Origin of the sequence: Streptomyces hesseae, from assembly GCF_031845785.1 — a bacterium.
GTDB lineage: Bacteria > Actinomycetota > Actinomycetes > Streptomycetales > Streptomycetaceae > Streptomyces > Streptomyces hesseae.
On sequence record NZ_JAVRFI010000014.1, the window covers coordinates 35,889 to 60,641 of the forward strand.

Below are 24,753 nucleotides of genomic sequence, written 5' to 3' on the forward strand. Positions count from 1 at the left end.
CTACCAGCAGCCACTCGGCCGTCCCAAACCGGACCGTACCCGCCGCTCATGGGACCATGGTGGGGTCGTATACCCGACTCCCGCCGAGACCAGCGTTCAAACGCCGAAGTCACCGAATGGATCCTGCGTGCCCGCGACCCCTACCAACGTGCCGGAGCCGAGCCGTACCGACCCGGCTCTGATCCGTAACTTCTGCATCATCGCGCACATCGACCATGGCAAGTCGACGCTCGCCGACCGGATGCTCCAGCTGACCGGCGTGGTCGACCAGCGGCAGATGCGCGCGCAGTACCTCGACCGGATGGACATCGAGCGCGAGCGCGGCATCACGATCAAGTCCCAGGCGGTCCGTCTGCCCTGGGCGCCCACCGAGGGCGAGGCCGAGGGCACGACCCACATCCTCAACATGATCGACACGCCGGGCCACGTGGACTTCACCTACGAGGTCTCGCGCTCCCTCGCCGCGTGCGAGGGCTGCATCCTCCTCGTGGACGCCGCCCAGGGCATCGAGGCCCAGACCCTCGCCAACCTCTACCTGGCGATGGAGAACGACCTCACGATCATCCCGGTCCTCAACAAGATCGACCTGCCGGCCGCCCAGCCCGAGAAGTTCGCCGCCGAGCTGGCCAACCTCGTCGGCTGCGAGCCCGAGGACGTCCTGCGGGTCTCCGCGAAGACCGGCATGGGCGTCGAGGCGCTGCTGGACAAGGTCATCCGCGAGGTCCCGGCGCCCGTCGGCGTCAAGGACGCCCCGGCCCGCGCGATGATCTTCGACTCGGTCTATGACTCCTACCGCGGCGTGGTCACCTACGTCCGTGTCATCGACGGCGCGCTCAAGAAGCGCGAGCGCATCAAGATGATGTCGACCGGCGCCACCCACGAGCTGCTGGAGATCGGCACCAACTCGCCCGAGATGCTCCCGGCCGACGGCCTCGGCGTCGGCGAGGTGGGCTACATCATCACCGGTGTGAAGGACGTCCGTCAGTCCAAGGTCGGTGACACGATCACCTCCCAGCAGAACGGCGCCACCGAGGCCCTGGGCGGTTACAAGGACCCGAAGCCCATGGTCTTCTCGGGCCTGTACCCGCTGGACGGCTCGGACTACCCGGAGCTGCGCGAGGCCCTGGACAAGCTCCAGCTCAACGACGCCGCGCTGGTCTACGAGCCGGAGACCTCGGCCGCCCTCGGCTTCGGCTTCCGCGTCGGCTTCCTCGGCCTGCTCCACCTCGACGTGGTCCGCGAGCGGCTCGAGCGCGAGTTCGGCCTGGACCTCATCGCCACCGCGCCCAACGTGGTCTACAACGTGCGGATGGAGGACGGCGTCGAGTACGTCGTCACCAACCCGAGCGAGTTCCCCGAGGGCAAGATCGCCGAGGTCCACGAGCCGGTCGTCAAGGCGACCGTCCTCGCGCCCACCGAGTTCGTCGGCGCGATCATGGAGCTCTGCCAGTCCCGTCGCGGCACCATGATGGGCATGGACTACCTCTCCGAGGACCGGGTCGAGCTGCGCTACACCCTCCCCCTCGCGGAGATCGTCTTCGACTTCTTCGACCAGCTGAAGTCCAAGACCCGCGGCTACGCCTCCCTGGACTACGAGCCCACCGGCGAGCAGACCGCCGAGCTGGTCAAGGTCGACATCCTGCTGCACGGCGACAAGGTCGACGCCTTCTCCGCGATCACCCACAAGGACAAGGCGTACGCGTACGGCGTCCGCCTCGTCGCCAAGCTGCGCGAGCTCATCCCCCGGCAGAACTTCGAGGTGCCGATCCAGGCCGCCATCGGCTCGCGGGTCATCGCCCGTGAGACCGTGCGCGCCATCCGCAAGGACGTCCTCGCCAAGTGCTACGGCGGTGACATCTCCCGTAAGCGGAAGCTGCTGGAGAAGCAGAAGGAAGGCAAGAAGCGCATGAAGATGGTCGGCAGCGTGGAGGTCCCCCAGGAGGCCTTCATCGCGGTGCTGTCCAGCGACGAGAGTGGCGAGAAGGGCAAGAAGTAGCCCCCGCGCGAGCCCTCACGCGCTTTCGGCGCAGCGCACGACGTGCCCCGGCCGGTCCCGGTCGGGGCACGTCGTCGTTTGTGGGGTCCGGTGATCCGTCGGCCCGACGGTGACCCAAACCGTGTGTCCTCGCACTCTTACGCGAGAAGCCCTTCCGCTCTAGTCTGATCACTGCTCGCGGAGGTTACTCACCAGTCACCAGCGTGGGTCATGGCCGGCGCAGGTCATGAGCAGCCGAGCAGTCGAGCAGTGAAAGCAGTCCAGCAACGAAGCGGGCTCCGGAGGATGCCGTGACCGAGACACAGGCTCTGATCGAGAACAGGCCGCCCTCCGTGGCGACCCTCTTCCTCGAACGGGTCGAGGCCACACCGGACGCGGAGGCCTACCGCCACCCCGTGCCGTCCCCCTCCGGCGAGGGCCCCGACGCCTGGGCCTCGCTCACCTGGCGGCAGGCCGCGGACCGCGTCTTCGCCATGGCTGCCGGCCTGATCGACCTCGGCGTCCTCCCTCAGGAACGTGTCGCCCTCGCCTGCTCCACCCGGGTGGAGTGGATCCTCGCCGACCTCGGCATCATGTGCGCGGGCACCGCCACCACCCCCGTCTACCCGAGCACCAACGCCGACGAGACCGCCTTCATGCTCTCCGACGCCGATGCCCGGATCCTGATCGCCGAGGACGCCGCCCAGCTCGCCAAGGCCCGGCTGCGCCGCGCCGAACTCCCCGGTCTCGCCCACGTCGTCGTCATCGAGGCGGCCGACGCCGTCCCCGCCGAGGGCGACCCGGAAGGCTGGGTGCTCTCCCTCGCCGACCTGGAGAAGCGCGGCGCCGCCCACCTGGAGCGCCACCCTCAGGCCGTCAAGGACCGGATCGCCGCCCTGCGCCCCGAGCAGCTCGCCACCCTCATCTACACCTCCGGCACCACCGGCCGCCCCAAGGGCGTACGGCTGCGCCACGACGCCTGGTCGTACATGTCCCGCGCGATCCAGGCCACCGAGCTCGTCCGCCCCGACGACGTGCAGTACCTGTGGCTGCCGCTCGCCCACGTCTTCGGCAAGGTGCTCACCGCCGGGCACATCAGCGTCGGGCACATCACCGCCGTGGACGGCCGGGTCGACAAGATCATCGAGAATCTGCCCGTCGTCCGGCCCACCTATATGGCCGCCGTCCCCCGGATCTTCGAGAAGGTCTACAACGGGGTCGCGACCAAGGCCCGCGAGGGCGGCGGCGCCAAGTACAAGATCTTCCGCTGGGCGGCCGAGGTCGCCCGCGAGTACGCCAAGGTCTCCCAGGACAACTACCGCCGCACCGGCAGCAAGGCCGTCCCCTTCGGGCTCGCCGCCAAGCACCGCGTGGCCGACGCCCTCGTCTACTCCAAGATCCGCGACGCCTTCGGCGGCCGGCTGCGCGCCTGTGTCTCCGGCGCCTCCGCCCTCGCCCCCGACATCGGCTACTTCTTCGCCGGCGCCGGCATCCACATCCTGGAGGGCTACGGCCTCACCGAGACCAGCGCCGCCAACCTCGTCAACCCCGGCGAGGCCTACCGCACCGGCACGGTCGGCAAGCCCCTGCCCGGCACGGAGGTGCGCATCGCCGACGACGGCGAGATCCTGCTGCGCAGCCCCGGCGTGATGGAGGGCTACCACGGCCAGCCCGAGAAGACCGGCGAGGTCCTGGAGCCCGACGGCTGGTTCCACACCGGGGACATCGGTGAGCTCTCCCCGGACGGCTATCTGCGGATCACCGACCGGAAGAAGGACCTGATCAAGACATCGGGCGGCAAGTACATCGCCCCCGCCGAGATCGAGGGCCGCTTCAAGGCCGTGTGCCCCTACGTCTCGAACATCCTGGTGCACGGCGCCGACCGCAACTACTGCACCGCCCTCATCGCCCTGGACGGTCCCTCCCTGCTGGCCTGGGCCAAGGAACAGGGCATGGAGGACCGCTCGTACGCGGAGATCGTCGCCGCCGAGGAGACCGAGAAGCTCATCGGCGGCTATGTGCGCGAGCTCAACGAGGGGCTCCAGCGCTGGCAGACGATCAAGAAGTTCCGGCTGCTGCCCCGCGACCTCGACATCGAGCACGGCGAGCTGACCCCCAGCCTCAAGCTCAAGCGGCCGGTCGTCGAGCGTGCGTACAAGGACCTGATCGAGGACATGTACGCGGGCGCCAGGGAGAACTGACAGCCAGGACCGGCGAGCAGGGCCGGCAAACAGGCCCGACGGGGAGACCCGGGCGGCCGGCGTACTCCCATAGCGGTCACTTACTCAACTCGGCGCACCTGAGCACCGACAGTCTGTCAGTCTGTCGGTGGCGAAATCCGCACTATGCCGTACGCGGTCAGGAGCGCCACTGTGAGGACATCACCGAAGCCCCGGACGGACGGGCCGGTTCCGCGCACCCCGGCTCGTAGTCCCGACCCGCCGTCGTCCGGACCGCCCACGGCCCGTACCAGCCTGCCCGGCGACGCCCGCGCGCCCTCCGCCGCCCGGCGGTTCGTCCGCAGCGTGCTCGCCGGGTGGAACGCCCACGCCGTGGTCACCGACGACGCCACGCTGCTGGTCAGCGAGCTGGTGACCAACGCCGTGGTGCACGCCGGCACATCGGTCGACCTCGAATGCCGGCTCGACCCCGCGCGCGGCGGCAGCCTCGTCGTCGAGGTCACCGACCACCACCCCACCCGGGAGTTCCGCGCCCGCCCCCGCCAGGGCTGCGGGGACCGCGCCGACGGGCCCGCCCACGGCGGCCAGGGCCTGCGGCTCGTCGCCGAACTGGCCGAGACCTGGGGCACCGCCTACCGCCGCACCGACAAGACCGTCTGGTTCCACCTCCCCACCAGCCCCAGGGACCCCACGGGCCCCGCCTACGCCGTCGACCAGACCCTCCTCGGCGACCTCCGCGTCGCCGAGATCCTCGCCCCCGGCACCCCCTGCGAACCACCCGTCCGACGCCTCGGCGACAGCGGCCCGCACCGCGCCCTGTCCTTCCTCGCCGAGGCCTCCGAACTGCTCTCCGGCCAGTTCGACGAGGACACCGTCGCCTCCCTCGCCACCCAGCTCGCCGTCCCCCGCCTCGCCGACTGGTGCGCCGTCTGGCTCGACGCCGAGAGCTCCCCCGGCGGCCTCCGCCCCGCCCCGCGCCTCTCCCGCGTCTGGCACGCCCGCGAGAGCAGCATCGAACCCCTTCGGATCGCCCTCCAGCGCACCCCGCCCGCCCTCGCCGCCGCCGGCCGCGCCGTCCCCTGGCCCCACGCCCCCGCCGGCACCTCCGACGGCCCCGCCGGGGGCTCGGCCCTGGCCTGCCGGCTGGTCGCTGGCGGCCGGGGCGTCGGTACCCTTCTGCTGGGCCGCTCCGGCCCCACCGCCATGAGCGGCGACATCGTGTCCCTCACCGAGGACTTCGCCCGCCACCTCGCCCTGTCCCTCGCCTCCGCCCGCAAATACACCCGCCAGGCCACCATCAGCCGCATCCTCCAGCGCGGGCTGCTCCCGCGCCGCGTCGCCGAGATCCCGGGCATCGACAAGGCCGTCGTCTACGAACCCCGCGGCGACGCGGCCGCCGGCGGCGACTTCTACGACGTCTTCGCCGCCGGCCGCGGCCGCTGGTGCTTCGCCCTCGGCGACGTCTGCGGCAGCGGCCCCGAGGCCGCCGTGACCACCGGCCTCGTCCGCCCCTGGCTGCGGCTCCTCGCCAAGGAGGGGTACGGCGTCGGCGACGTCCTCACCCGGCTCAACCGGATGCTCGGCGAGGAGGCGGCCGAAGCGGAGACCGCCGGTACGGGCCCGCGCTTCCTCTCCCTCCTCTACGGCGAGCTCGCGCCCCACCGCGACGGCGTCCGCTGCACCCTCGCCAGCGCCGGCCACCCGCTGCCGCTGCTCCTGCGCCCCGACGGGTCGGTGCGCAGCGTGGCGGCGCCGCAGATGCTCCTGGGCGTCGTCGACGACGTCGGCTACGGCAGCCAGGCCTTCGACCTGGCGCACGGCGACACCCTGCTGTGCGTCACCGACGGCGTCACCGAGCGCAAGGCCGGAAACCGCCTCTTCGACGACGGCGACGGCCTCGCCGCCGCCCTCGCGGGCTGCGCGGGCCTCACGGCCGAGGGCGTCGCCGGGCGCATCCGCCGCGCCGTCCACGGCTTCGCGCCGACCCCGCCGGACGACGACCTGGCCCTGCTGGTGATCCGGGCGGAGTGAGACGGGGACGGCGCGGCATGCCGGACAATGGACGGTATGCCTTCCGTACTGCCCGATGGTGAGCCCATGCCCGAGGACGGGTCCCTGCCCCGCCATGCCCTCGACGGCTCCGGGCAGCGGCCCCTCGGCTTCTATCTGCACGTCCCGTACTGCGCCACCCGCTGCGGCTACTGCGACTTCAACACCTACACCGCGAACGAGCTGCGCGGCTCCGGCGGCGCCCTCGCCTCCCGCGACAACTACGCGGAGACGGTCGCCGAGGAGATCCGCCTGGCCCGCAAGGTGCTCGGCGACGACCCGCGCCCGGTCGAGACGGTCTTCGTGGGCGGCGGCACGCCCACGCTGCTGCCCGCCGCCGACCTGGGCCGGATGCTCGCCGCCATCCGCGACGAGTTCGGGCTCGCGCCCGGCGCCGAGGTCACCACGGAGGCCAACCCCGAGTCCGTCGACCCCCGCTACCTGGAGGAGCTGCGGGCCGCCGGCTTCAACCGCGTCTCCTTCGGCATGCAGAGCGCCCGGCAGCACGTCCTGAAGATCCTCGACCGTACGCACACCCCGGGCCGCCCGGAGGCCTGCGTGGCCGAGGCGCGCGCGGCGGGCTTCGAGCACGTCAACCTCGACCTGATCTACGGCACGCCGGGCGAGAGCGACGACGACTGGCGCGCCTCCCTGGACGCGGTCATCGGCGCGGGCCCCGACCACGTCTCGGCCTACGCCCTGATCGTCGAGGAGGGCACACAGCTCGCGCGGCGCATCCGGCGGGGCGAGGTGCCCATGACCGACGACGACGTCCACGCGGACCGCTATCTGATCGCCGAGGAGGCGCTCTCGGGTGCGGGATTCTCCTGGTACGAGGTCTCGAACTGGGCGACGAGCGAGGCGGGCCGCTGCCGTCACAACGAGCTCTACTGGCGCGGCGCGGACTGGTGGGGCGCGGGCCCCGGCGCCCACTCCCACGTGGGGGGCGTGCGGTGGTGGAACGTCAAGCACCCCGGCGCGTACGCCCAGGCCCTGAGCGAGGGCCGCTCCCCGGGAGCGGGCCGTGAGCTCCTCGCCGAGGAGGACCGGCGGGTCGAGCGGATCCTGCTGGAGCTGCGGCTGGAGGAGGGGTGCCCGCTGTCACTCCTGAAGCCGGCCGGCGCGGCGGCGGCCGCGCGGGCGCTGGCGGACGGCCTCCTGCGGCCCGAGGCGTACGAGCGGGGGAGCGCGGCGCTGACGCTGCGCGGTCGTCTGCTGGCCGACGCGGTCGTCCGCGACCTGGTGGACTGAGGTCCGCTGCCGGGTGCGGCCCGGTGGTCGGCTTGTGCCCACCCGTTCCGCCCTGCGGAACGCCTGCCCACAAGCCGGCCCGCTATCCCGCCGTCACGAAGTCGATCAGCTCCTCGACCCTCCCGAGGAGCTGGGGCTCCAGGTCCTTGTACGACCGCACGCCGGAAAGGATCCGCTGCCAGGCGGCCCCCGTGTTCTCCGGCCACCCCAGCGCCCGGCACACGCCCGTCTTCCAGTCCTGCCCGCGCGGCACGGACGGCCAGGCGGGAATCCCCACCGACGCCGGTTTCACGGCCTCCCAGACGTCCACGTACGGGTGACCCACGACCAGCACGTGCGCGGATTCCCCCGTCACCTCCGCCGCGATCCGTGACTCCTTCGAGCCCGGCACCAGGTGGTCGACCAGGACGCCGAGCCGGGCGTCGGGGCCCGGGGCGAAGGAACGGACGATCGACGGGAGGTCGTCGACGCCCTCCAGGTACTCGACGACCACGCCCTCGATGCGCAGGTCGTCGCCCCACACGCGCTCCACGAGCTCCGCGTCGTGCCGGCCCTCGACGTAGATGCGGCCCGCGCGGGCGACCCGGGCGCGGGCGCCGGGGACGGCGAGGGAGCCGGAGGCGGTACGGGCGGGGGCCGCCGGGGGAGCCGCGAGCGGGCGGACGAGGGTGACGACCCGGCCGTCCAGCAGGAACCCGCGCGGCTCCATCGGGAACACCCGGCACTTGCCGAAGCGGTCCTCCAGCGTCACCGTCGGCCCCTGGGCCGTCTTCTCGCAACGGATCACCGCCCCGCAGAAACCGGTCGTGACCTCCTCGACCACGAGACCCGGCTCGGCCGGGACCTCGGGAACGGGGGCGGACCGCTTCCACGGCGGAGTGAGATCAGGGCTGTACCGCTTGCTCCACATGCGGGCCATTCTGGTTCAAGATCCACACCCCGGTCACGACACGCCGAAGCGCTCCGCCAGCGCGTCGCGCTGCGCCCGTACGAACGCCGCGTCCACCACCGCGCCGTGCCCCGGCACGTACACCGCGTCGTCCCCGCCGAGGGACAGCAGCCGGTCCAGGGCCGCCGGCCAGGCGTGCGGGAGGGCGTCCGGGCCCGCCTGCGGCTCGCCGGACTCCTCGACGACGTCGCCGCAGAAGACGACCTCACGTTCCCCCGCGACCAGTACGGCCAGGTCGTGCGCCGTGTGCCCCGGGCCGATGTTGGCGAGCAGCACCCGCCGCCCGCCGCCGAGGTCGACCGTGAGCTCCCCGGACACCGGGTGGTGGGGGATGACGAGGAGGTCCACGGCCTCCGCCGCGGTGTCGGGGTCCATGCCGTGCCGGACCGCGTCGTGCCGCAGCTCCTCCCGCTCCCGCGCCATCAGCCCCTCGGCGCCCACCGCCGCGTGCACCTGGACGCCGGAGAACGCGGCCGTGCCCAGGACGTGGTCGAAGTGGGGGTGGGTGAGTGCGATGTGCGTCACGGGGAGCCCGAAGAGCTCCTGCACCTCGCGGCGGATCTCCACCCCCTCGTGGAGCGACGAACCCGTGTCGACGACGAGCACGCCGTCCGTCCCCGCGATCGCCCCGACGGTCGCGTCCCAGCCCGGCAACCTGCGGCGTACCACCCCCGGCGCGAGCCGTTCCCAGTGCTCCCCGCCGGCCGGCGCGGTGCCGGAATCCCCTTGCGTCTGCATACCGTGACGCTAGCGGCAGGACGGTACGGTTGCCTGCCCGGCGGCGGGCCGGGAAGGCGCCCGGAGGCTCGCGGCGAGGACGGCCCTTGCCCTTGCCGTGGGGCCCGGCCGTACACTGGCTGGAGGGATCTGGCACTCGTGACCATTGAGTGCCAGGGGTGAAGACCCTGTGAGACCCCGGTAAGAAACCGTAGGGACCTTACGGACCCGTATGGCCCCGTACGGTCGTACGACGGCTGGACCACTGGACTGGAGGTGCGCGCGAGATGCTGAGCGAACGCAGGCTCGAGGTATTGCGCGCCATCGTCCAGGACTACGTCGGCACCGAGGAGCCCGTCGGCTCCAAGGCGCTCACCGAGCGGCACAAGCTGGGCGTCTCCCCGGCCACGGTGCGCAACGACATGGCCGCGCTCGAGGAGGAGGGCTTCATCGCCCAGCCCCACACGAGCGCCGGCCGTATCCCGACCGACAAGGGCTACCGCCTCTTCGTCGACAGGCTCGCGGGCGTCAAGCCCCTGTCGACGCCGGAGCGGCGCGCCATCCATAGCTTCCTGGACAGCGCCGTCGATCTGGACGACGTGGTGGCCCGTACCGTCCGGCTGCTGGCGCAGCTGACGCGTCAGGTCGCCGTGGTGCAGTACCCCTCGCTGACCCGTTCGACGGTGCGTCATGTCGAGCTGCTCTCCCTGGCCCCGGCCCGGGTGATGCTCGTCCTGATCACCGACACCGGGCGGGTCGAGCAGCGCATGGTCGACTGCCCGGCGCCGGTCGGTGAGAACGCGCTGGCGGATCTGCGCGCGCGGCTGAACAGCCGCGTCGTGGGCCGCCGGTTCACGGATGTGCCGCAGCTGGTGCAGGACCTCCCCGAGTCCTTCGAGAAGGATGATCGCGGAACCGTTTCGACAGTCCTCTCGACCCTGCTGGAGACGCTGGTCGAGGAGACCGAGGAGCGGTTGATGATCGGCGGTACCGCCAATCTCACTCGTTTCGGTCATGACTTCCCGCTGACGATCCGGCCCGTGCTGGAGGCGCTGGAGGAGCAGGTCGTGCTGCTCAAGCTGCTCGGCGAGGCCAAGGGCTCGGAGATGACCGTACGCATCGGTCATGAGAACGCCCATGAGGGGCTGAACTCCACATCCGTGGTCGCCGTCGGCTACGGTTCGGGCGGCGAGGCCGTCGCCAAACTCGGCGTGGTCGGACCGACCCGCATGGACTACCCCGGAACGATGGGAGCGGTACGCGCAGTGGCACGTTACGTCGGACAGATCCTGGCGGAGTCGTAAGTGGCCACGGATTACTACGCGATCCTGGGCGTCCGGCGCGACGCCTCCCAGGACGAGATCAAGAAGGCCTTCCGCCGTCTCGCGCGCGAGCTCCACCCGGACGTCAATCCGGACCCGAAGACCCAGGAGCGGTTCAAGGAGATCAACGCCGCTTACGAGGTCCTCTCCGACCCGCAGAAGAAGCAGGTCTACGACCTCGGCGGCGACCCCCTGTCCTCCTCGGGCGGCGCGGGTGCGGGCGGTGGCTTCGGCGCGGGCTTCGGCAACTTCTCCGACATCATGGACGCCTTCTTCGGCCAGGCCTCGCAGCGCGGTCCGCGCTCGCGTACGCGCCGCGGCCAGGACGCCATGATCCGGCTCGAGGTCACCCTGAACGAGTCGGCCTTCGGCACCACCAAGGACATCCAGGTCGACACCGCCGTCGTCTGCACCACGTGCAGCGGCGAGGGCGCGGCCCCGGGCACGTCCGCGCAGACCTGTGACATGTGCCGCGGCCGCGGCGAGGTCTCCCAGGTCACCCGGTCCTTCCTGGGCCAGGTCATGACGTCCCGCCCCTGCCCCCAGTGCCAGGGCTTCGGCACGGTCGTGCCGACCCCGTGCCCGGAGTGCGCCGGCGACGGCCGCGTCCGGTCCCGGCGGAACCTGACGGTGAAGATCCCCGCCGGTGTCGACAACGGCACCCGGATCCAGCTCGCGGGCGAGGGCGAGGTCGGCCCCGGCGGCGGCCCCGCCGGCGACCTCTATGTGGAGATCCACGAGAAGCCCCACCCGGTCTTCCAGCGCCGCGGCGACGATCTCCACTGCACGGTCACCATCCCGATGACGGCGGCCGCGCTCGGCACGAAGGTGCCGCTGGAGACCCTGGACGGCGTCGAGGAGATCGACATCCGCCCGGGCACCCAGTCCGGCCAGTCGATCCCGCTGCACCAGCGCGGCGTCACCCACCTGCGCGGCGGCGGCCGCGGTGACCTCGTCGTCCACGTCGAGGTGACCACGCCGTCCAAGCTGGACCCGCAGCAGGAGGAACTGCTGCGCCAGCTCGCCAAGATGCGCGGCGAGGAGCGTCCGACGGGCGAGTTCAAGCCGGGGCAGCAGGGGCTGTTCTCGCGGCTGAAGGACGCGTTCAACGGCCGTTAGGTCCGATGACCACGGGGTAATCGGGGGCGGAGCCCCCGGTTACCCCACCTGTGACACGATGTGCTCATGGCCCCGTTGAACGGACTGTTCGAGCACCCGATCGTGCAGGCCCCCATGGCCGGCGGCGTCTCCACCCCGGCCCTCGCCGCCGCTGTCAGCGACGCCGGCGGCCTCGGCTTCCTCGCCGCCGGCTACAAGACTCCCGGGGCGATGTACGAGGAGATCAAGCAGCTCCGCGCCCGTACGTCCCGCCCCTTCGGCGTGAACCTCTTCATGCCCCAGCCGCCCGCCGCCGACCCGGCGGCCATCGAGGTCTACGCCGAGCAACTGGCCGGCGAGTCCACCTGGTACCGGACGCCGCTGGGCGAGACCGACCAGGGCTCCGACGACGGCTACGAGGCCAAGCTCGCCGTCCTCCTCGACGACCCCGTCCCCGTCGTCTCCTTCACTTTCGGGTGTCCCGACCGCACGGCCGTGGACGCCCTCGCCAGGGCCGGCACCGTGACCGTGGTGACCGTGACGTCGGCCGCCGAGGCGCTGGCCGCGCGGGAGGCGGGCGCCGACGCGCTCTGCGTCCAGGGCATAGAGGCCGGCGGCCACCAGGGCACCCACCACGACGATCCCCACGCCGACGGCGCGGGCGCCGGGGTCGGCCTGCTGGCGCTCGTGGCCGAGGTCCGGGAGACCGTCCCGCTGCCCGTCGTCGCGACCGGCGGACTGATGCGCGGCGCCCAGGTGGCGGCCGTCCTCGCGGCGGGCGCGAGCGCCGCCCAGCTCGGCACGGCCTTCCTCGCCTGCCCGGAGTCCGGGGCCCACGAGCTGCACAAGCGCGCCCTGACCGATCCGCTGTTCGTCCGCACCGAGCTCACCCGCGCCTTCTCCGGCCGCCCCGCCCGAGGCCTGGTGAACCGTTTCCTCCGGGAGCACGGCCCCTACGCCCCGGCCGCCTACCCCCAGATCCACTATCTGACCTCCGGCCTGCGCAAGGCGGCGGCCGCCGCCGGCGACCCCCAGGGCATGAACCTGTGGGCCGGCCAGGGCCACCGCCTGGCGCGGGAGCTCCCCGCCGGCGATCTGGTACGACTCCTTACGGCCGAACTGGACGCGGCGCGCGTGTCGTTGACCGTGCGGTGACGGCCGGAGGTACGGAAGTGGACACGAGTGTGATCACGAGTGTGATTCGGCGCGGCGAGAGAGCGAGTACGTCATGACAGCCCCGGTCTTCCTGGTCGAGGAGGACGCCCTCACGGGTGTCTTCCCCGGCACCGTCTTCCCGCTGGACGGGCCCGAGGGCCGCCACGCGGTCTCGGTGCGCCGGCTGCGCGTGGGCGAGGAGATCGTCCTGACCGACGGTTCCGGCACGGGCGTCCACGGCACCGTCGCCGCCGTCGAGGGCAAGGACCACCTGGACGTCGCCGTCACCTCCGTACGCTCCGAGCCGGAGCCGCAGCCCCGGATCACCGTCGTCCAGGCCCTGCCCAAGGGCGACCGCGGCGAAGTGGCCGTCGAGACCATGACCGAGACCGGCGTCGACGCGATCGTGCCCTGGTCCGCCTCCCGCTGCGTCACCCAGTGGAAGGGCGACCGCGGCCTGAAGTCCCTGGGCAAGTGGCGCGCGACCGCCCGCGAGGCCGGCAAGCAGGCCCGCCGGCTGCGCTTCCCCTCCGTCGACGAGCTCGCCACCACCCGGCAGGTCGCCCAGCTCCTGGCGGGCGCCGACTTCGCGGCCGTCCTCCACGAGGAGGGCAGCACCCCGCTCGCCACGGCGCCCCTGCCGGAGACCGGCGACATCGTCCTGGTCGTCGGCCCGGAGGGCGGTGTCTCCCCCGAGGAGCTCGCCGCCTTCGCCGAGGCCGGCGCCCACCCCTACCGCCTCGGCCCGAGCGTCCTGCGCACCTCGACCGCCGGCACGGCGGCCGCGGCCCTGCTGCTGGGCCGCACGGGGCGCTGGGGCTGACGGGCAGTGAAGCCGGGGGGCGGACGGCGGGGATGACGACACGGACCCAGCAGGGGATGGCACGGACCCAGCAGCTCCAGACGCGGGACTACGAGCGGATGCTCGACCTCGCCGTCGCCGTTCTGGAGAGCGACGACCCCGAGTCGTCCTGGCAACTGATCACCGCGCAGCTGCTGGAGACGGTGGGCTGCGACTCGGTCACCTTCTCGGTCGTGGACGTGGCCCGGCTGACCGGAAAGGTGGAGGGCTGGGCCCCGCCGCGGCTCGCCGCGTTCGTCGGGGACCTCGTCCAGCGCCGGGTGACCCAGCGCCATCCGCTGGTGTCCTACACCCTGAGCGGCGAGTCCGAGCCGGTGACCGTCGGCGAGATCTACGCCGGCTGGCGGCACACCCAGTGGTACAGCGAGGCGCGCCGGGACTTCGGCATCACCCAGCAGATGGGCCTGCCCCTCCCCGGCGCCCCCGGCACGGCACGGCTGGTGCTCATGGGCCGCGACGGCCGGTTCCGCCCCCAGGACGTGGCCTTCGCCGCCCGCCTCCAGCCCCTGCTCATCGGCGCGGCCAACCACATCCAGGAACTGCGCCGCCTGCGCACCGCCGCGCCCGACCTCACCACCACCCACCCCTCCGGGCACGGCCTGACGCCGCGCGAGCTGACGGTCCTGGGGCTGCTGGCGGAGGGCCTGACGGCGGCGGGGATCGCCCGCCGGCTGACGATCTCGCCGCACACGGTCAACCGCCATCTGGAGAAGATCTACCGGAAGCTCGGCACCAACAACCGTGTCTCCACCGTGCTCCTGGCCCAGCAGGTGGGCATCGTCCCCTGAACCGGCCCCGGGGGTATGGCTGGCCCCACCCCCGGGTGGGTAGTTCTTCCCATCGTGCGGCGGAGGGCCCGCGTGCGACCCTGACAGGGACGCGCGATCGCGCCGACGCCGGCCACGGGGGATTCGACGTCGGCGCGGTCCGTGTCCTCGGGTCTCGGCGTCCTTCCAGCGTTTTCACCGGTGTCCGGGCTCTCTTGGGCGTGATTCCCGCTGCCGGTAGCATGCGGCGGAGGGGGACCGAGAGGGGCGGGCCCGCCATGCCAGGACATCGTGGACACGGACTCCACGCGCGCGACTACGAGCGCATGCTCGATCTCATCGTCGCCGTCCTGGAACACGACGACCCCGGATCCCTCTGGTACCTGATCTCCGGACACCTGGTCGACACCCTCGGCCTCAACACGGTCGTCTTCGCCGTGGCCGACCCGGCGCGGGGCCGGGGCAAGGCCCAGGGCTGGGCGCCCCGGTCGCTGGGGCGGGACGTGAGCGACGTGGTCCAGCGCCGTGTACGACAGCACCACCCTCTCGTCTCCTATCTCGCCGCCCGCGCACTCCGTCCCGTGACCGCGAGCGAACTCTGCGACGACTGGCGGGACTCGCCCTGGTACAGCGAGGCCCGCCGCGACTACGGCACGACCCAGCAGCTCGGCGTTCCCGTACCGGCCGGCGACGGCACCCTGCGCGGCCTCGTCCTCGGCCGCGCAGGCGACTTCACCGACCACGAACTCGCCTTCGCCGCCCGGATCCAGCCACTTCTGATCACGGCCGACCGGCACGCGAGAGAGCTGAGACGATTACGCGAGGCGGCCTCGCCCCAAGCGGCCCCCGCCGTGTTCCCGGCCGTCGCCGTGCCCCGTCACGACCTGACGCCGCGCGAGCTGACCGTGCTGGGCCTGCTGGCGGAGGGGCTGACGGCCGCCGGAATCGCCCACCGTCTGGCGATCTCCCCGCACACCGTCAACCGTCACCTCGAAAAGGTCTACCGGAAGCTCGGCACGAACAACCGGGTGTCGACGGTTCTCAGCGCCCAGCAGGCGGGAATCGTGTCCAGGGCGCGGATTTTCTCCCACCCCGCCGACCGCGGGTAGCATGCGGCGAGCGGGGACCGAGAGGAAGCGGAACCCCCATGTCAGGACTTCACGCGCAGGACTACGAGCGCATGCTCGACCTCGTCATGGCCGTCCTGGAACACGACGACCCCGACTCCCTCTCCCATCTGATCGCCGGGCACCTCCAGGACGCCCTCGGCTGCGACACCGTCATCTTCGCGGGCATCCGCCTCACCGGCCGGGTCGGCTACGCCCAGGGCTGGGCTCCCGTGTCCCTCGGCCCGGGCGTCAGCGACGTCATCCAGCGCAGGGTCGAGCAGCGGCACCCCCTGATCACCTATATGGAAGCCGCCCACTCCAGCCCCGTCAGCATCACCAGCATCTGCGACGGCTGGCGCAACTCCTCCTGGTACAGCGAGGCCCGCCGCGACTACGGCACCACCCACCAGCTCGGCGTCCCCCTCCCCGGCGCCCCCGACGAGATGCGCGCCATCAGCCTCGGCCGCCGCGGCGACTTCACCGACCACGAACTCGCCTTCATCACCCGAGTCCAGCCCCTGCTCGTCAGGGCGGACCGCCACGTCCGCGAACTCCACCGCCTGCGCGGGGCGGCGGCTGCGGGGGCCGCGGCTTCCCCGGCCGCGCTCTCCCCGGCCCTCGCCGTGCCCGGCCACGACCTGACGCCGCGTGAACTGACCGTGCTGGGGCTGCTGGCGGAGGGCCTGACGGCGGCAGGGATCGGCCGCCGTCTGACGATCTCGCCGCACACGGTCAACCGCCATCTGGAGAAGGTCTATCGAAAGCTCGGTACGAACAACCGGGTCTCGACGGTGCTGGTCGCGAAGCGGGCGGGGATCGTGCCGTAGCCAGGGAGGCGGCCCGGCGGGGGGAAAGTCGCAGGCGGCGGCGACACCCGGCCCCTACCCTGGGGCCGCACCCCTCCCTCATCACGGAGACACCTTGCCCATACGCGTCACCGCCCTGACCGATCCCGAAGAGACCTCCGCCGGCCGCCGCCTGGCCTGGCTGGCCTCCGGCCCCGACGGCTTCCCCCTCGGATCCGCCTTCCTCCGCCTGTTCACCAGGGAGGGGCAGCGGCACCTCGCCGAACTGGACGTTCAGGTCCACCCCGCCGAACGCCGCCACGGCGCGGGCTCCCTGCTGCTCGACGCGGCCGTCGCCGCCGCCCGCCAGGACGGCCGCCGCAGCGTCATCGCCCAGGCCGAGGCGGACTCACCGGGCGCGGCGTTCCTCGCCGCGCGAGGTTTCCGCACGGCGCTGACGTTGACGTACGCCCGGCTGCCGCTGGCCGAGGCGGACCTGCCCGCCCTCGCGGCCGTCGCCGAGGCCCCGCGTGCCGGGTACCGGCTGACGGCATGGGAGGGAACGGTCCCCGACGCCCTCGCCGACACCTTCGTGGCATCGCGCCGGGCCATGGACGACATGCCCATGGGAGCCGTCGACTACGGCACGGTGGTCTGGGACCTCGACCGCGTACGGGCGGCGGCCGCCGCCGTGGCCCGGCGCGGGGACGTCCTCCACACCGTGGCCGTCGTCGACGAGTCGGACGAAACCATCGTGGGCTTCACCGAACTCGTCGTCCCCGGCGCCGGAACGGGCGACGGCCGGCACTACGGCACGGCCGTCCTCCCCGAACACCGAGGCCACGGCCTCGCCCGCTGGATGAAGGCCGCCGCCATCGTCCACGCCTGCCGGCACCACCCCCGCCTCGGCGGCCTGCTGACCGACACGGCGGACAACAACCCGTACATGCGGCACGTCAACGACGCGTTGGGGTACGTGCCGACGCACGTGACGTACGAGTATCAGCTGGATCTGTAGGCCGCGGGCCGGTAATCGGTCAATTCACCTGCACCCGCACCTTCCACGGCGTGACGACAAGCGGGCAGAGGTGGCCCTTGTCCGGGCGGCAGTGTCGTGCCGCGCTGAGGGTGGCGGTGCCGTCCTGCTCGACGTGGAAGCGCGCCTTGGCGTCGCCCCTCGGGGTCGTGCCGTCCTTAGTCCGATGGAGCATGTCGGAGTCGCTCGCCGGGATGCTCCAGCTGTAGGTGACCCCGTTCTCGCGGTAGCCCGTGAGACTGACCTCGATGTCGTCACCGGCCTTCGCGGGCACGGTCTTGCCGTCGTCCGCGTTCGTGAGAGCAACGCGTCCGGCCATCAGGTGCGATGCCTGGCTGTGAGCAGCCGCCGGCGCTGACGCACATGCCATGACGGTAACCAGGGCCAGCCCCACGCCCCATGGAGCGGCAGACCATTTCGTTCCCACCACGTTTCCCTCCCCTTGGTCCCGCCGGGCCGGACGTCCTTCCCGACGGCAACAGCAGCCCTTATCCTTCCGGCCGGCTCGACGTGACAGCGAAGGGCCGGTTCAAAACCACCCGACCGAGGAGTCGTGGAGCCGAGCGCGGCCGGGCGCGGGCGGAGGCGGGTCAGGTGAGGCCGAAGGCGGTGGCCAGCGTGGTCATCTGAGCCGTCAGGAGCGTTCGGGCGTGGTGGCCCATGCCCGTGTACTGGCCGGACACCTCCAGGCTCACGGTGCCGTGCAGGTGGGACCAGGCCAGTATCGGGCCGGCGAGGGCGCAGCCCGCGTTCGGGTCGTCGGGGGTGAGGCCCGCGTATTCGTGCAGCCACTCGGCGGCCGTTTCGTCCTGGCGCACCCAGGCTGTCATTTCGTCGACGACCGGCTGGACCGCGTCGGTGGGCCGGCCGGCGGCGAAGATCTTCACGAAGGGGCCCATGCAGGCGCGGGCGCGGCGCACCGTGTCGGACGGGGCCGCGTAGCCGGGGATCGGGTTCCCCTGGATCAGCAGGTAGCGGTGGGGTTCGGCGGTGGCCCAGTCGAGGTAGGCGCCGGCCAGGCGGTGGAGGCCTGCGGCGGGGCTGTCGGGCAGGTCGGCGGCCGCGCGCCCGATGGCGGCGGCGACGTCGTCGTAGGCGTCCCGGACCAGGCTGTGGAGGAGGTCGTCGCGGCTGGCGAAGTACCGGTACAGGGCCGGCCCGGTCAGCCCGGCCTCCTTGGCGATGCGCGTGAGGGCCACGGCGGAGGCTCCACCCTCGGCCAGCTGCGCCAGGGCGATCTTCTTGATCTCGGCGCGGGTCTGCTCCCGGTACCGGGCCCGGGGGCTGGATGCCGCAGCGGCCATGACGTTCCTCCTGTGCTGTCCGGGGCCACGGGCCCGGCGGGCTCCGTGGATCTTGCTGGAACTGCTTCCGATGCCCTCTTACGGCCTGCGCCAAAAAGAGTTACGGTGTCTAACAGTTGCGATCCATCGTAACGCGAAAGGGGCTCCTCATGAACGCCACTGATCTCCACGTCGTCCTGGGCTCCGGGCCCGCCGGCTCGGCACTCGCCGGTGAGCTGGCCCGCCGGGGATACGCGGTCCGCCTCGTCGACCGCTCCGGGACCGGTCCGGCCCCCGACGGAATCACCCGCCTCAAGGGCGACGTCAGCACCGTCGAGGGCGCCCGGGCCGCCATCAAGGGCGCCGCCGTCGTGTACCACTGCGTCAACGTCGCCTACCACCTACAGGTCGACCTGATGCCGGGCATCCAGCACGCCGTGCTCGGCGCGGTCGAGACCGAAGGCGCCCGCCTCGTCGTACTCGACACCCTCTACCCCTACGGCGAGACCCACGGCCGGACCATGACCGAGGACACCCCCTGGAACGCGACCAGCGCCAAGGGCCGGATGCGCGCCGCCCTCGACGAGCAGTACCTGGCCGCCCACCGCGACGGCCGCGCCCGCGTCGTCCTCGGCCGCTCGGCGGACTTCGTCGGCCCCGGCGTCCTCAACTCCACCCTGGGCGGCTCCGTCTTCCCCGGCGCCCTGACCGCGACCGAGGTGCTGGCCCTGGGCGACATCGACCTGCCCCACAGCTACACCGACATCCGCGACGTCGCCGCCGGCCTGGCCACCCTGGGAGAACACCCCGACGGCGACGGCCGCGTCTGGCACCTGCCCACCGGCCCCGCCCGAACCACCCGCGAGATCTTCCAGCAGATCGAGCGCAAGGTCGGACAGCCCCTCAAGACCACGCTCATGAGCGAGCCGCGCCCCTTTGGGCCGTTCGACGAGACGTTCATGAACTCCTACGCCGAGCTCTTCTACCAGCACACCGAACCCCAGGTGATGGACTCCACCGCGATCCAGGAAGCCTTCGGCATCAAGCCGATCGCCCTCGACACGACCCTGGACGACACCCTCGCCTGGTACCGCTCTTTCCTCGCTCTGGCCGAGTGACGTTTGGAGACTTCCGCTGTCACGTGGTGCGGCAGGGCCGAGGATGATGCGGTGACCTTCCTTTCGCGGCGACGTGTCCTGTCCCTGACGGCGGCCACGGCCGCCCCGCTCTCCCTGACCCGCGCCATGCCGGCCCGCTCGCGCGGTGCGGATGCGGATGCGTATGCGGATGCCGGGTGGGCCGGTGAGTGGCCCCCGCCCCTGCGCGAGGCTGTGTTGCGGGCCATGCCCGCGGCCGTGGAGTACGCCCGGGCGGCGGCGAAGTGGCCCTACGGGGCGGTCCTGGTCGACGCCGCGACGGGGGCGGTCGTCGCCGGAGCCGGCAACACGGGCGAGAGCGGCGACCTCACCGCCCACGCCGAGACGAACCTCGTACGGGAGGCCCTGGCGGGCGGCTTCGAGCTGTCGGAGCACGTTGTGGTGGCCACTGCTGAGCCTTGCCCTATGTGCGCGGGCGCGCTGGTGTGGGGCGGGGTGCGGGGTGTTGCTTATGGGACGTCGATGGCGAAGCTTGCGGGGTGGGGGGTGCCGCAGATCGACGTTCCGGCGGACGAAATCTTCCGCCGGGCGCGGGGGTTGTCGCGGCCCGCGCTGGCGAGTGGGGTGAGGGCGGATCTTACGGATCCGCTCTATCGGGAGCGGGAGTAAGGTCGCCGGCCTTTATGCGGGATATCAGGGGGCGCAGCCTCGCGGGGGTTGTGGAGAGGATGACGTCGGGGTCGTCGCTCTCGCGGAGGTGGATTCTTCCGGTGGGGCCTGGGGACACGTAGACGCACGAGGACCCGTACTCGCTGTACGAGGACTTCTGCCAGCTCAGGGTGCTCATCTTGGTCCTCTCAGATGCCTTGTGCGATACGGCGAATGAGGTCACGGGACGGGTCAGGCTTGAGGGCTGCGCCTTCCATCCGGTCCAGCACAAGGCGGCACCTTTCGAGCTGTGCTGTGGCATCGATGAGAGTGCCGTTGTGGGCGGTGTCGATGAGGGCCGTATCCAGCTGAGGCACCGGGCCCTGAAGGTAATCGATGCCGTGCCCGGCGCTGGGGAAGGACGTACCGTCGAAGGGGATGACCAAAACGGTGACGTTGTCGAGCTCGCTCATGTTGATGACATGATCAAGCTGAGCTTTGGAGGCGGCAGGCCCGCCGAACTGCATACGCAGAGCCGCCTCATGGATGGTTGCTGTGTAGGGCGGCGGGGCATCGCGGAAGAGAATCGCCTGCCGCTTGATCCGATGAGAGATTCGGTATTCGATCTCGTGGGGGAGGAGCGGTGGGACCGCCTCACGGAAGATCGCCCGTGCATACTCCGGTGTCTGTAGCAGGCCGGGGATGTTGATGACTTGGGAAACGCGTACACCCGTCGCGTAGTGCTCGATCTCCGCCAAGTCGATCAGGTTTGCCGGCAGGTGGTCACGGTGCTCCTCCCACCAACCTCGCTTGCGATCACCAATCATGCTGATGAGGCCGTTGATGAGCGGCTCGTCGGAGCAGGAGTAGTTGCGCGCCAATGTGCGCAGGCGATCCACACTCACCCCGATGCGGCTCGCCTCGATGTTGCTGATCTGGGTCTGGTTGGTCCCGAGGAGCCGTCCCGCCTCCGTAGAGGTCATCCCTGCGCGTTCGCGCAGCTTTCGTAGCTCCGCTCCCAGCCGGAGCTGACGCGCGGTTGGACTGTTTCGTACTGGCAAGCGGCATCCCTCTTCGTACGCAGTGTGTAGGCGTCACCCACCCGGGTGGCGATTGGGGAGATTCAGCCGCAACGACTTAAAGCCTTAAGCGGCCAGCGCTACGGTGTGGCGTAGGCCACTCAACCGGCAACCCGCCAGGAGACCTTCATGGCAACCGTATCGCCGCCTCAGCCCTGGTCCTACCTCCTCGAACTGCCGCGCGACACGCGCGCACCCGGCATCGCCCGGGTAACCCTCCAGGCGGTCCTGGACAGTCACGCGCTATCCGAAATCGCAGAGAAGGCAACCCTCTTGACCAGTGAGCTGGTCACAAACGCCCACCTCCACACCGACGGCCCCTGCACCCTCCGCCTCCACTGTCGGGAAGGCGACCGCATCAGGGTGAACGTGTGGGACACGAATCCCGTCGTGCCCGCCTTCTTCAGGCGCGGCCGGGACCAAGGGGCGACAACAGAACCCGCCGCGCACGCGGAAGCAGGGCGCGGCCTCCGGTTCGTGGAGCTGTGGGCCGACGACTGGGGGAGTCACACGTACGACCGGCGCAGGTTCGGCAAGACGCTGTGGTTCGAACTGGCGCACCCGCAGCGGAAGCCGAAGAAATCCACGCCGCGGTGGATCTCGCCCGCAGGGTGCACGGACTGCGTGGAACTGGAAGGCGAACGGCGGAAGGCCGTGGCCGAGAAGAGGGCGCTGGAGGAGATCCAGGACGCCTCGATCGCCATCCGCAGCCACTTCCGCGACACGCATCTGCTGCCGCAATGGGACGTGCGGTGAGCGCATCCACATAGCGCGGGCACTCGGGGCGGGGTTTACACCCCGCCCCGCCACGTCGGCATCGGCGCCCGGCCAGCGGCTGTCTCGAAGGCCGCGTGGGCGAGGAGGCGGGTGGAGTCGAGGGTGGGGAGCGGGGAGACGTCCGGGGTGATCAGGAGGGGGATCTCCGTACAGACGAGGGCTGCCGCGTCACAGCCGCGCGCGGCCAGCGCCTCGATGATCCGTACGTACTCGCGGCGCGAGCGCTCGTCGAGGATGCCGTTGAGGAGCTCGTCGAAGATGACGTCGTTGATCAGACGCCGGTCGGCCGGGTCCGGGACCACCGCCTCGATGCCGCGCCGGGCGAACGCCTCGACGTAGAGCGGGCCGTCCATTGTGTAGCGCGTGCCCAGTACGCCCACTCGCTTCCGGCCGTCGCGCGCGGCGCGGTCCGCCACGACCTCGGCGATATGGAGGCCCGGGAGGGCGAAGTCGGGGCCGGGGCGTTCGAGGGCCATGTGGGCGGTGTTGTCCGGGCAGACGAAGAACTCCGCTCCCGCGCGGGCGAGCCGGTCGGCGCTGACGGAGAGGAGGGCGCGGACCGTGTCGTGGTCGCCCGAGTCCCAGGCGGGCATGGAGCGGGCCATGGCGATGAGGTCGAGGGTGACGTCCGGGTGCTCGTGGGGACCGAGCTCCGCGAAGCCCTTCCGGCAGAACGTACGGAAGCACAGCGCCGCGCCCTCCGCGCTGTGTCCCAGGATTCCCAGATGTTTCATCGTGCCTCCAAACGGTCGCGGGTGGAGGGTCCGAATTCTTGCCTATGCCAGGTAGTCCGGCGCCTCTAGTGTCATGTGCGCCTTATGACATCGAGGGGGACGGGTATGGGGTTTGAACGGGACCGGAGGACCTTCCTGACGAGAGCGCTCGGCGCGACCACCGGGCTGGTCGCGGTCACGGCGGCCACCACGGTGACCGGCCCGGCCGAGGCCCACGCGGCCGACACGGGCGTCAAGGGTGCCAGGGGTGCCAAGGGAGCAGTCGGGCAGCGCAACTGGCGCTTCTGCCCGAAGTGCTTCGTCATGTTCTACTACGGCTACCCCGACAACGGTCACTGCACCGCCGGGGACGCGCACGGCATGGCGGGCTACGACTTCGACATCCCCCACGACGTTCTCGAAAACTCCAACGCCCAGGCCAACTGGCGCTTCTGCACCCGCTGCTACAGCATGTTCTTCTTCGGCTATCCGAGCGGCGGCTGGTGCCCGGTCGGTGGGTCCCACAGTGCGGCCGGGTACAACTTCGTCCTGCCGCACGACATCGTCGAGACACCGAACGCCCAGGCTTACTGGCGTTTCTGCAGCAACTGCTTCGCGCTGTTCTTCTGGGGCTATCAGGAAAAGGGCCGCTGCCCGGCCGGCGGTGGGCACAACGCGGCGGGATTCAATTTCGTCATCCCGCACTACTGAGCGCTCCGCGGGAAGTGGAGTGCGTCATCCGCGGGCCGGTGGTGGCTGGTCGCGCAGTTCCCCGCGCCCCTTCGGGGCACGGCCCCCGCTCAGGCGTACAGGGCGCGGGCGCGTGTCAGGTCGGCGGGGCCGTCCTGGCCAAGGCTGAAGAAGTACTTCACCTGCCATGCCTGGGTGGCGCCGGCCTGCCGGCTGGTCGTGGTCACCCACGGCGGATAGACGCGGAATCCGCGCTTCCCGCCGGAGCCGCCGCGGGAGACGATGCCGCGCTCGCACAACACCTCGCGCGGGAAGACGAACTGTCCGAAGCCGTCGTCGTCGCGGCTGCTGATGACGAACAGGTCCACCCCGTCGTCGGCGTCGAACGGCCGGATCGGCCCCTCCTCGGACCGCTGCCACACGGTGACGAACTGCCCCACCTTCGTCGGCGTGGTCTTGGCCACGCGGAACCGCACCGAGCGGCCGTCCAGCGTGAACGCGCACGCCGCGTACTCGGCGCTCTCCGGTTCGGGCACCGGCGGCGAGCAGACGAAACCGCTGGGGTCGTACACCCGCGCCTTCGCCGCCAGCAGGTCACCGTGAATCGCCGTCCATGGCTCATTCGTCACCATGCCGTCATCCTGCCATTGCGCTGGCGCCGCAGGTCACCGCTGTGGACGTAGCGCAGCCCGCAGCCGTCCTCATACGGGGCGCCGTCGTCACCGAACCAGGACCAGATCGGCTGCATCGGAAGCCACGTCAGGCCGAGGAGCCAGCGCCGGACGGCCTGCCAGAAGCGCGGGCGCCCCGCGTCGTCCGCGCGCACCACGCGCGTCATGCACAGGAACTTGCCCACTGTGGTGCGGAACAGCACGGCGCCCAGCACGTGATGGACGAAGGACAGACCGAAGAAGGCGATGGCGGCGCAGACCCAGTAGGCGCCCGTGCTCTTGCCCGCCGTGAAGTGCACGGCGATGCCGAACCCGCCGAAGAACGTGATCATCCCGTCGATGAAGGAGAAGAGGTAGCGGCGCAGATCCCCGACCTCCCGGGGGATGTGGGGAGACGGCTGGGCGTACGGGTACGCCTGCTGGTAGTAGGGCTGCTGATACTGCTGCTGGTAAGGGTGCTGCGGAGCGTACGGCTGCTGAGGCGCATACGGCTGCTGTGGAACCTGGTGGTGCTGGGGATCGATCACGGGGTGCCATCTT

Annotated in this window: 25 protein-coding genes; 16 read left to right on the plus strand and 9 right to left on the minus strand. The window is 71.4% G+C overall.

The features are described from left to right. Window positions 1-127 precede the first annotated feature (127 nt). The 4 genes from lepA (at window position 128) to hemW (ending at window position 7,455) form a co-directional block, all read left to right on the plus strand. Window positions 128-1,996: a translation elongation factor 4 gene (gene lepA / locus RM609_RS21100; protein WP_311613050.1), complete on the plus strand. Its 1,869-nt coding sequence runs from the start codon at window positions 128-130 to the stop codon at window positions 1,994-1,996. 290 nt (window positions 1,997-2,286) lie between these two features. Further along, on the plus strand, window positions 2,287-4,176 hold the full coding sequence (locus tag RM609_RS21105; protein ID WP_311613051.1) for an AMP-dependent synthetase/ligase: 1,890 nt from the start codon (window positions 2,287-2,289) through the stop codon (window positions 4,174-4,176). Window positions 4,177-4,320: 144 nt separating this feature from the next. After that, the gene (locus RM609_RS21110; protein ID WP_438828493.1) at window positions 4,321-6,186 is read left to right on the plus strand and encodes a SpoIIE family protein phosphatase; all 1,866 of its coding nucleotides are present in this window, start codon (window positions 4,321-4,323) and stop codon (window positions 6,184-6,186) included. Between the two features lie 36 nt (window positions 6,187-6,222). Further along, window positions 6,223-7,455, plus strand: a complete 1,233-nt coding sequence (gene hemW / locus RM609_RS21115; RefSeq protein WP_311613053.1) for a radical SAM family heme chaperone HemW — start codon at window positions 6,223-6,225, stop codon at window positions 7,453-7,455. Window positions 7,456-7,537: 82 nt separating this feature from the next. Here the strand turns inward: hemW and RM609_RS21120 are convergent, their stop codons facing one another. Then, window positions 7,538-8,365 carry a DUF3097 domain-containing protein gene (locus tag RM609_RS21120; RefSeq protein ID WP_311613054.1) on the minus strand — a complete coding sequence of 276 codons (828 nt, stop codon included), beginning with the start codon at window positions 8,363-8,365 and terminating at the stop codon, window positions 7,538-7,540. A gap of 33 nt (window positions 8,366-8,398) precedes the next feature. Then, a complete protein-coding gene (locus RM609_RS21125) occupies window positions 8,399-9,142 on the minus strand; it encodes an MBL fold metallo-hydrolase (RefSeq protein ID WP_311613055.1) in 744 nt (247 codons plus the stop codon). A gap of 266 nt (window positions 9,143-9,408) precedes the next feature. Between RM609_RS21125 and hrcA the strand changes: the two genes are divergently transcribed. The 8 genes from hrcA (at window position 9,409) to RM609_RS21165 (ending at window position 17,237) form a co-directional block, all read left to right on the plus strand. Further along, the gene (hrcA, locus tag RM609_RS21130; RefSeq protein WP_311613056.1) at window positions 9,409-10,425 is read left to right on the plus strand and encodes a heat-inducible transcriptional repressor HrcA; all 1,017 of its coding nucleotides are present in this window, start codon (window positions 9,409-9,411) and stop codon (window positions 10,423-10,425) included. Next, window positions 10,426-11,562, plus strand: a complete 1,137-nt coding sequence (dnaJ, locus tag RM609_RS21135) for a molecular chaperone DnaJ (RefSeq protein ID WP_311613057.1) — start codon at window positions 10,426-10,428, stop codon at window positions 11,560-11,562. A gap of 66 nt (window positions 11,563-11,628) precedes the next feature. Next, complete coding sequence (locus tag RM609_RS21140) at window positions 11,629-12,696, plus strand: nitronate monooxygenase (RefSeq protein ID WP_311613058.1); 1,068 nt, start codon at window positions 11,629-11,631, stop codon at window positions 12,694-12,696. 73 nt (window positions 12,697-12,769) lie between these two features. After that, the gene (locus RM609_RS21145) at window positions 12,770-13,519 is read left to right on the plus strand and encodes a 16S rRNA (uracil(1498)-N(3))-methyltransferase (RefSeq protein WP_311613059.1); all 750 of its coding nucleotides are present in this window, start codon (window positions 12,770-12,772) and stop codon (window positions 13,517-13,519) included. 32 nt (window positions 13,520-13,551) lie between these two features. Beyond that, window positions 13,552-14,346: a response regulator transcription factor gene (locus RM609_RS21150; RefSeq protein ID WP_311613060.1), complete on the plus strand. Its 795-nt coding sequence runs from the start codon at window positions 13,552-13,554 to the stop codon at window positions 14,344-14,346. Window positions 14,347-14,603: 257 nt separating this feature from the next. Continuing rightward, window positions 14,604-15,434: a helix-turn-helix transcriptional regulator gene (locus RM609_RS21155; protein ID WP_311613061.1), complete on the plus strand. Its 831-nt coding sequence runs from the start codon at window positions 14,604-14,606 to the stop codon at window positions 15,432-15,434. A gap of 38 nt (window positions 15,435-15,472) precedes the next feature. Beyond that, window positions 15,473-16,261: a helix-turn-helix transcriptional regulator gene (locus tag RM609_RS21160; protein WP_311613062.1), complete on the plus strand. Its 789-nt coding sequence runs from the start codon at window positions 15,473-15,475 to the stop codon at window positions 16,259-16,261. Between the two features lie 94 nt (window positions 16,262-16,355). Further along, window positions 16,356-17,237 (plus strand): GNAT family N-acetyltransferase, encoded by an 882-nt coding sequence (locus RM609_RS21165; RefSeq protein WP_311613063.1) that lies wholly within the window; start codon window positions 16,356-16,358, stop codon window positions 17,235-17,237. A 19-nt stretch (window positions 17,238-17,256) separates the two neighbouring features. Here the strand turns inward: RM609_RS21165 and RM609_RS21170 are convergent, their stop codons facing one another. Then, entirely contained in the window at window positions 17,257-17,574 is a 318-nt protein-coding gene (locus RM609_RS21170; RefSeq protein ID WP_311613064.1) for a hypothetical protein, read from the minus strand. A gap of 271 nt (window positions 17,575-17,845) precedes the next feature. Continuing rightward, window positions 17,846-18,559 (minus strand): TetR/AcrR family transcriptional regulator, encoded by a 714-nt coding sequence (locus RM609_RS21175; protein WP_311613065.1) that lies wholly within the window; start codon window positions 18,557-18,559, stop codon window positions 17,846-17,848. 149 nt (window positions 18,560-18,708) lie between these two features. Here RM609_RS21175 and RM609_RS21180 point away from each other — a divergent pair, with 149 nt between their 5' ends. Both RM609_RS21180 and RM609_RS21185 read left to right on the plus strand, forming a co-directional pair. Further along, on the plus strand, window positions 18,709-19,656 hold the full coding sequence (locus tag RM609_RS21180) for an NAD-dependent epimerase/dehydratase family protein (RefSeq protein ID WP_311613066.1): 948 nt from the start codon (window positions 18,709-18,711) through the stop codon (window positions 19,654-19,656). A 51-nt stretch (window positions 19,657-19,707) separates the two neighbouring features. Further along, window positions 19,708-20,304 carry a nucleoside deaminase gene (locus RM609_RS21185; RefSeq protein ID WP_311613067.1) on the plus strand — a complete coding sequence of 199 codons (597 nt, stop codon included), beginning with the start codon at window positions 19,708-19,710 and terminating at the stop codon, window positions 20,302-20,304. On the opposite strand, the gene RM609_RS21190 is transcribed toward RM609_RS21185, so the two are convergent. Together RM609_RS21190 and RM609_RS21195 are read right to left on the minus strand one after the other, a co-directional pair. Beyond that, window positions 20,273-20,605, minus strand: coding sequence for a DUF397 domain-containing protein (locus RM609_RS21190; RefSeq protein ID WP_311613068.1), 333 nt, complete (start codon window positions 20,603-20,605; stop codon window positions 20,273-20,275). The two genes, RM609_RS21185 and RM609_RS21190, sit on opposite strands and share 32 nt — an antisense overlap. Next, a complete protein-coding gene (locus RM609_RS21195) occupies window positions 20,493-21,344 on the minus strand; it encodes a helix-turn-helix domain-containing protein (protein WP_311613069.1) in 852 nt (283 codons plus the stop codon). The genes RM609_RS21190 and RM609_RS21195 overlap by 113 nt, the downstream gene beginning before the upstream one ends. 147 nt (window positions 21,345-21,491) lie before the next feature. Between RM609_RS21195 and RM609_RS21200 the strand changes: the two genes are divergently transcribed. Beyond that, window positions 21,492-22,118 (plus strand): ATP-binding protein, encoded by a 627-nt coding sequence (locus RM609_RS21200; protein WP_311613070.1) that lies wholly within the window; start codon window positions 21,492-21,494, stop codon window positions 22,116-22,118. A 35-nt stretch (window positions 22,119-22,153) separates the two neighbouring features. On the opposite strand, the gene RM609_RS21205 is transcribed toward RM609_RS21200, so the two are convergent. Next, window positions 22,154-22,873 (minus strand): aspartate/glutamate racemase family protein, encoded by a 720-nt coding sequence (locus tag RM609_RS21205; protein WP_311613071.1) that lies wholly within the window; start codon window positions 22,871-22,873, stop codon window positions 22,154-22,156. A gap of 105 nt (window positions 22,874-22,978) precedes the next feature. Between RM609_RS21205 and RM609_RS21210 the strand changes: the two genes are divergently transcribed. After that, a complete protein-coding gene (locus RM609_RS21210) occupies window positions 22,979-23,563 on the plus strand; it encodes a hypothetical protein (protein WP_311613072.1) in 585 nt (194 codons plus the stop codon). Window positions 23,564-23,652: 89 nt separating this feature from the next. Here the strand turns inward: RM609_RS21210 and RM609_RS21215 are convergent, their stop codons facing one another. Both RM609_RS21215 and RM609_RS21220 read right to left on the minus strand, forming a co-directional pair. Continuing rightward, window positions 23,653-24,174: a MepB family protein gene (locus RM609_RS21215; protein WP_311613073.1), complete on the minus strand. Its 522-nt coding sequence runs from the start codon at window positions 24,172-24,174 to the stop codon at window positions 23,653-23,655. After that, on the minus strand, window positions 24,168-24,740 hold the full coding sequence (locus tag RM609_RS21220; RefSeq protein ID WP_311613074.1) for an RDD family protein: 573 nt from the start codon (window positions 24,738-24,740) through the stop codon (window positions 24,168-24,170). Before RM609_RS21220 ends, RM609_RS21215 begins: the two co-directional genes overlap by 7 nt. Between the last annotated feature and the right edge of the window lie 13 nt (window positions 24,741-24,753).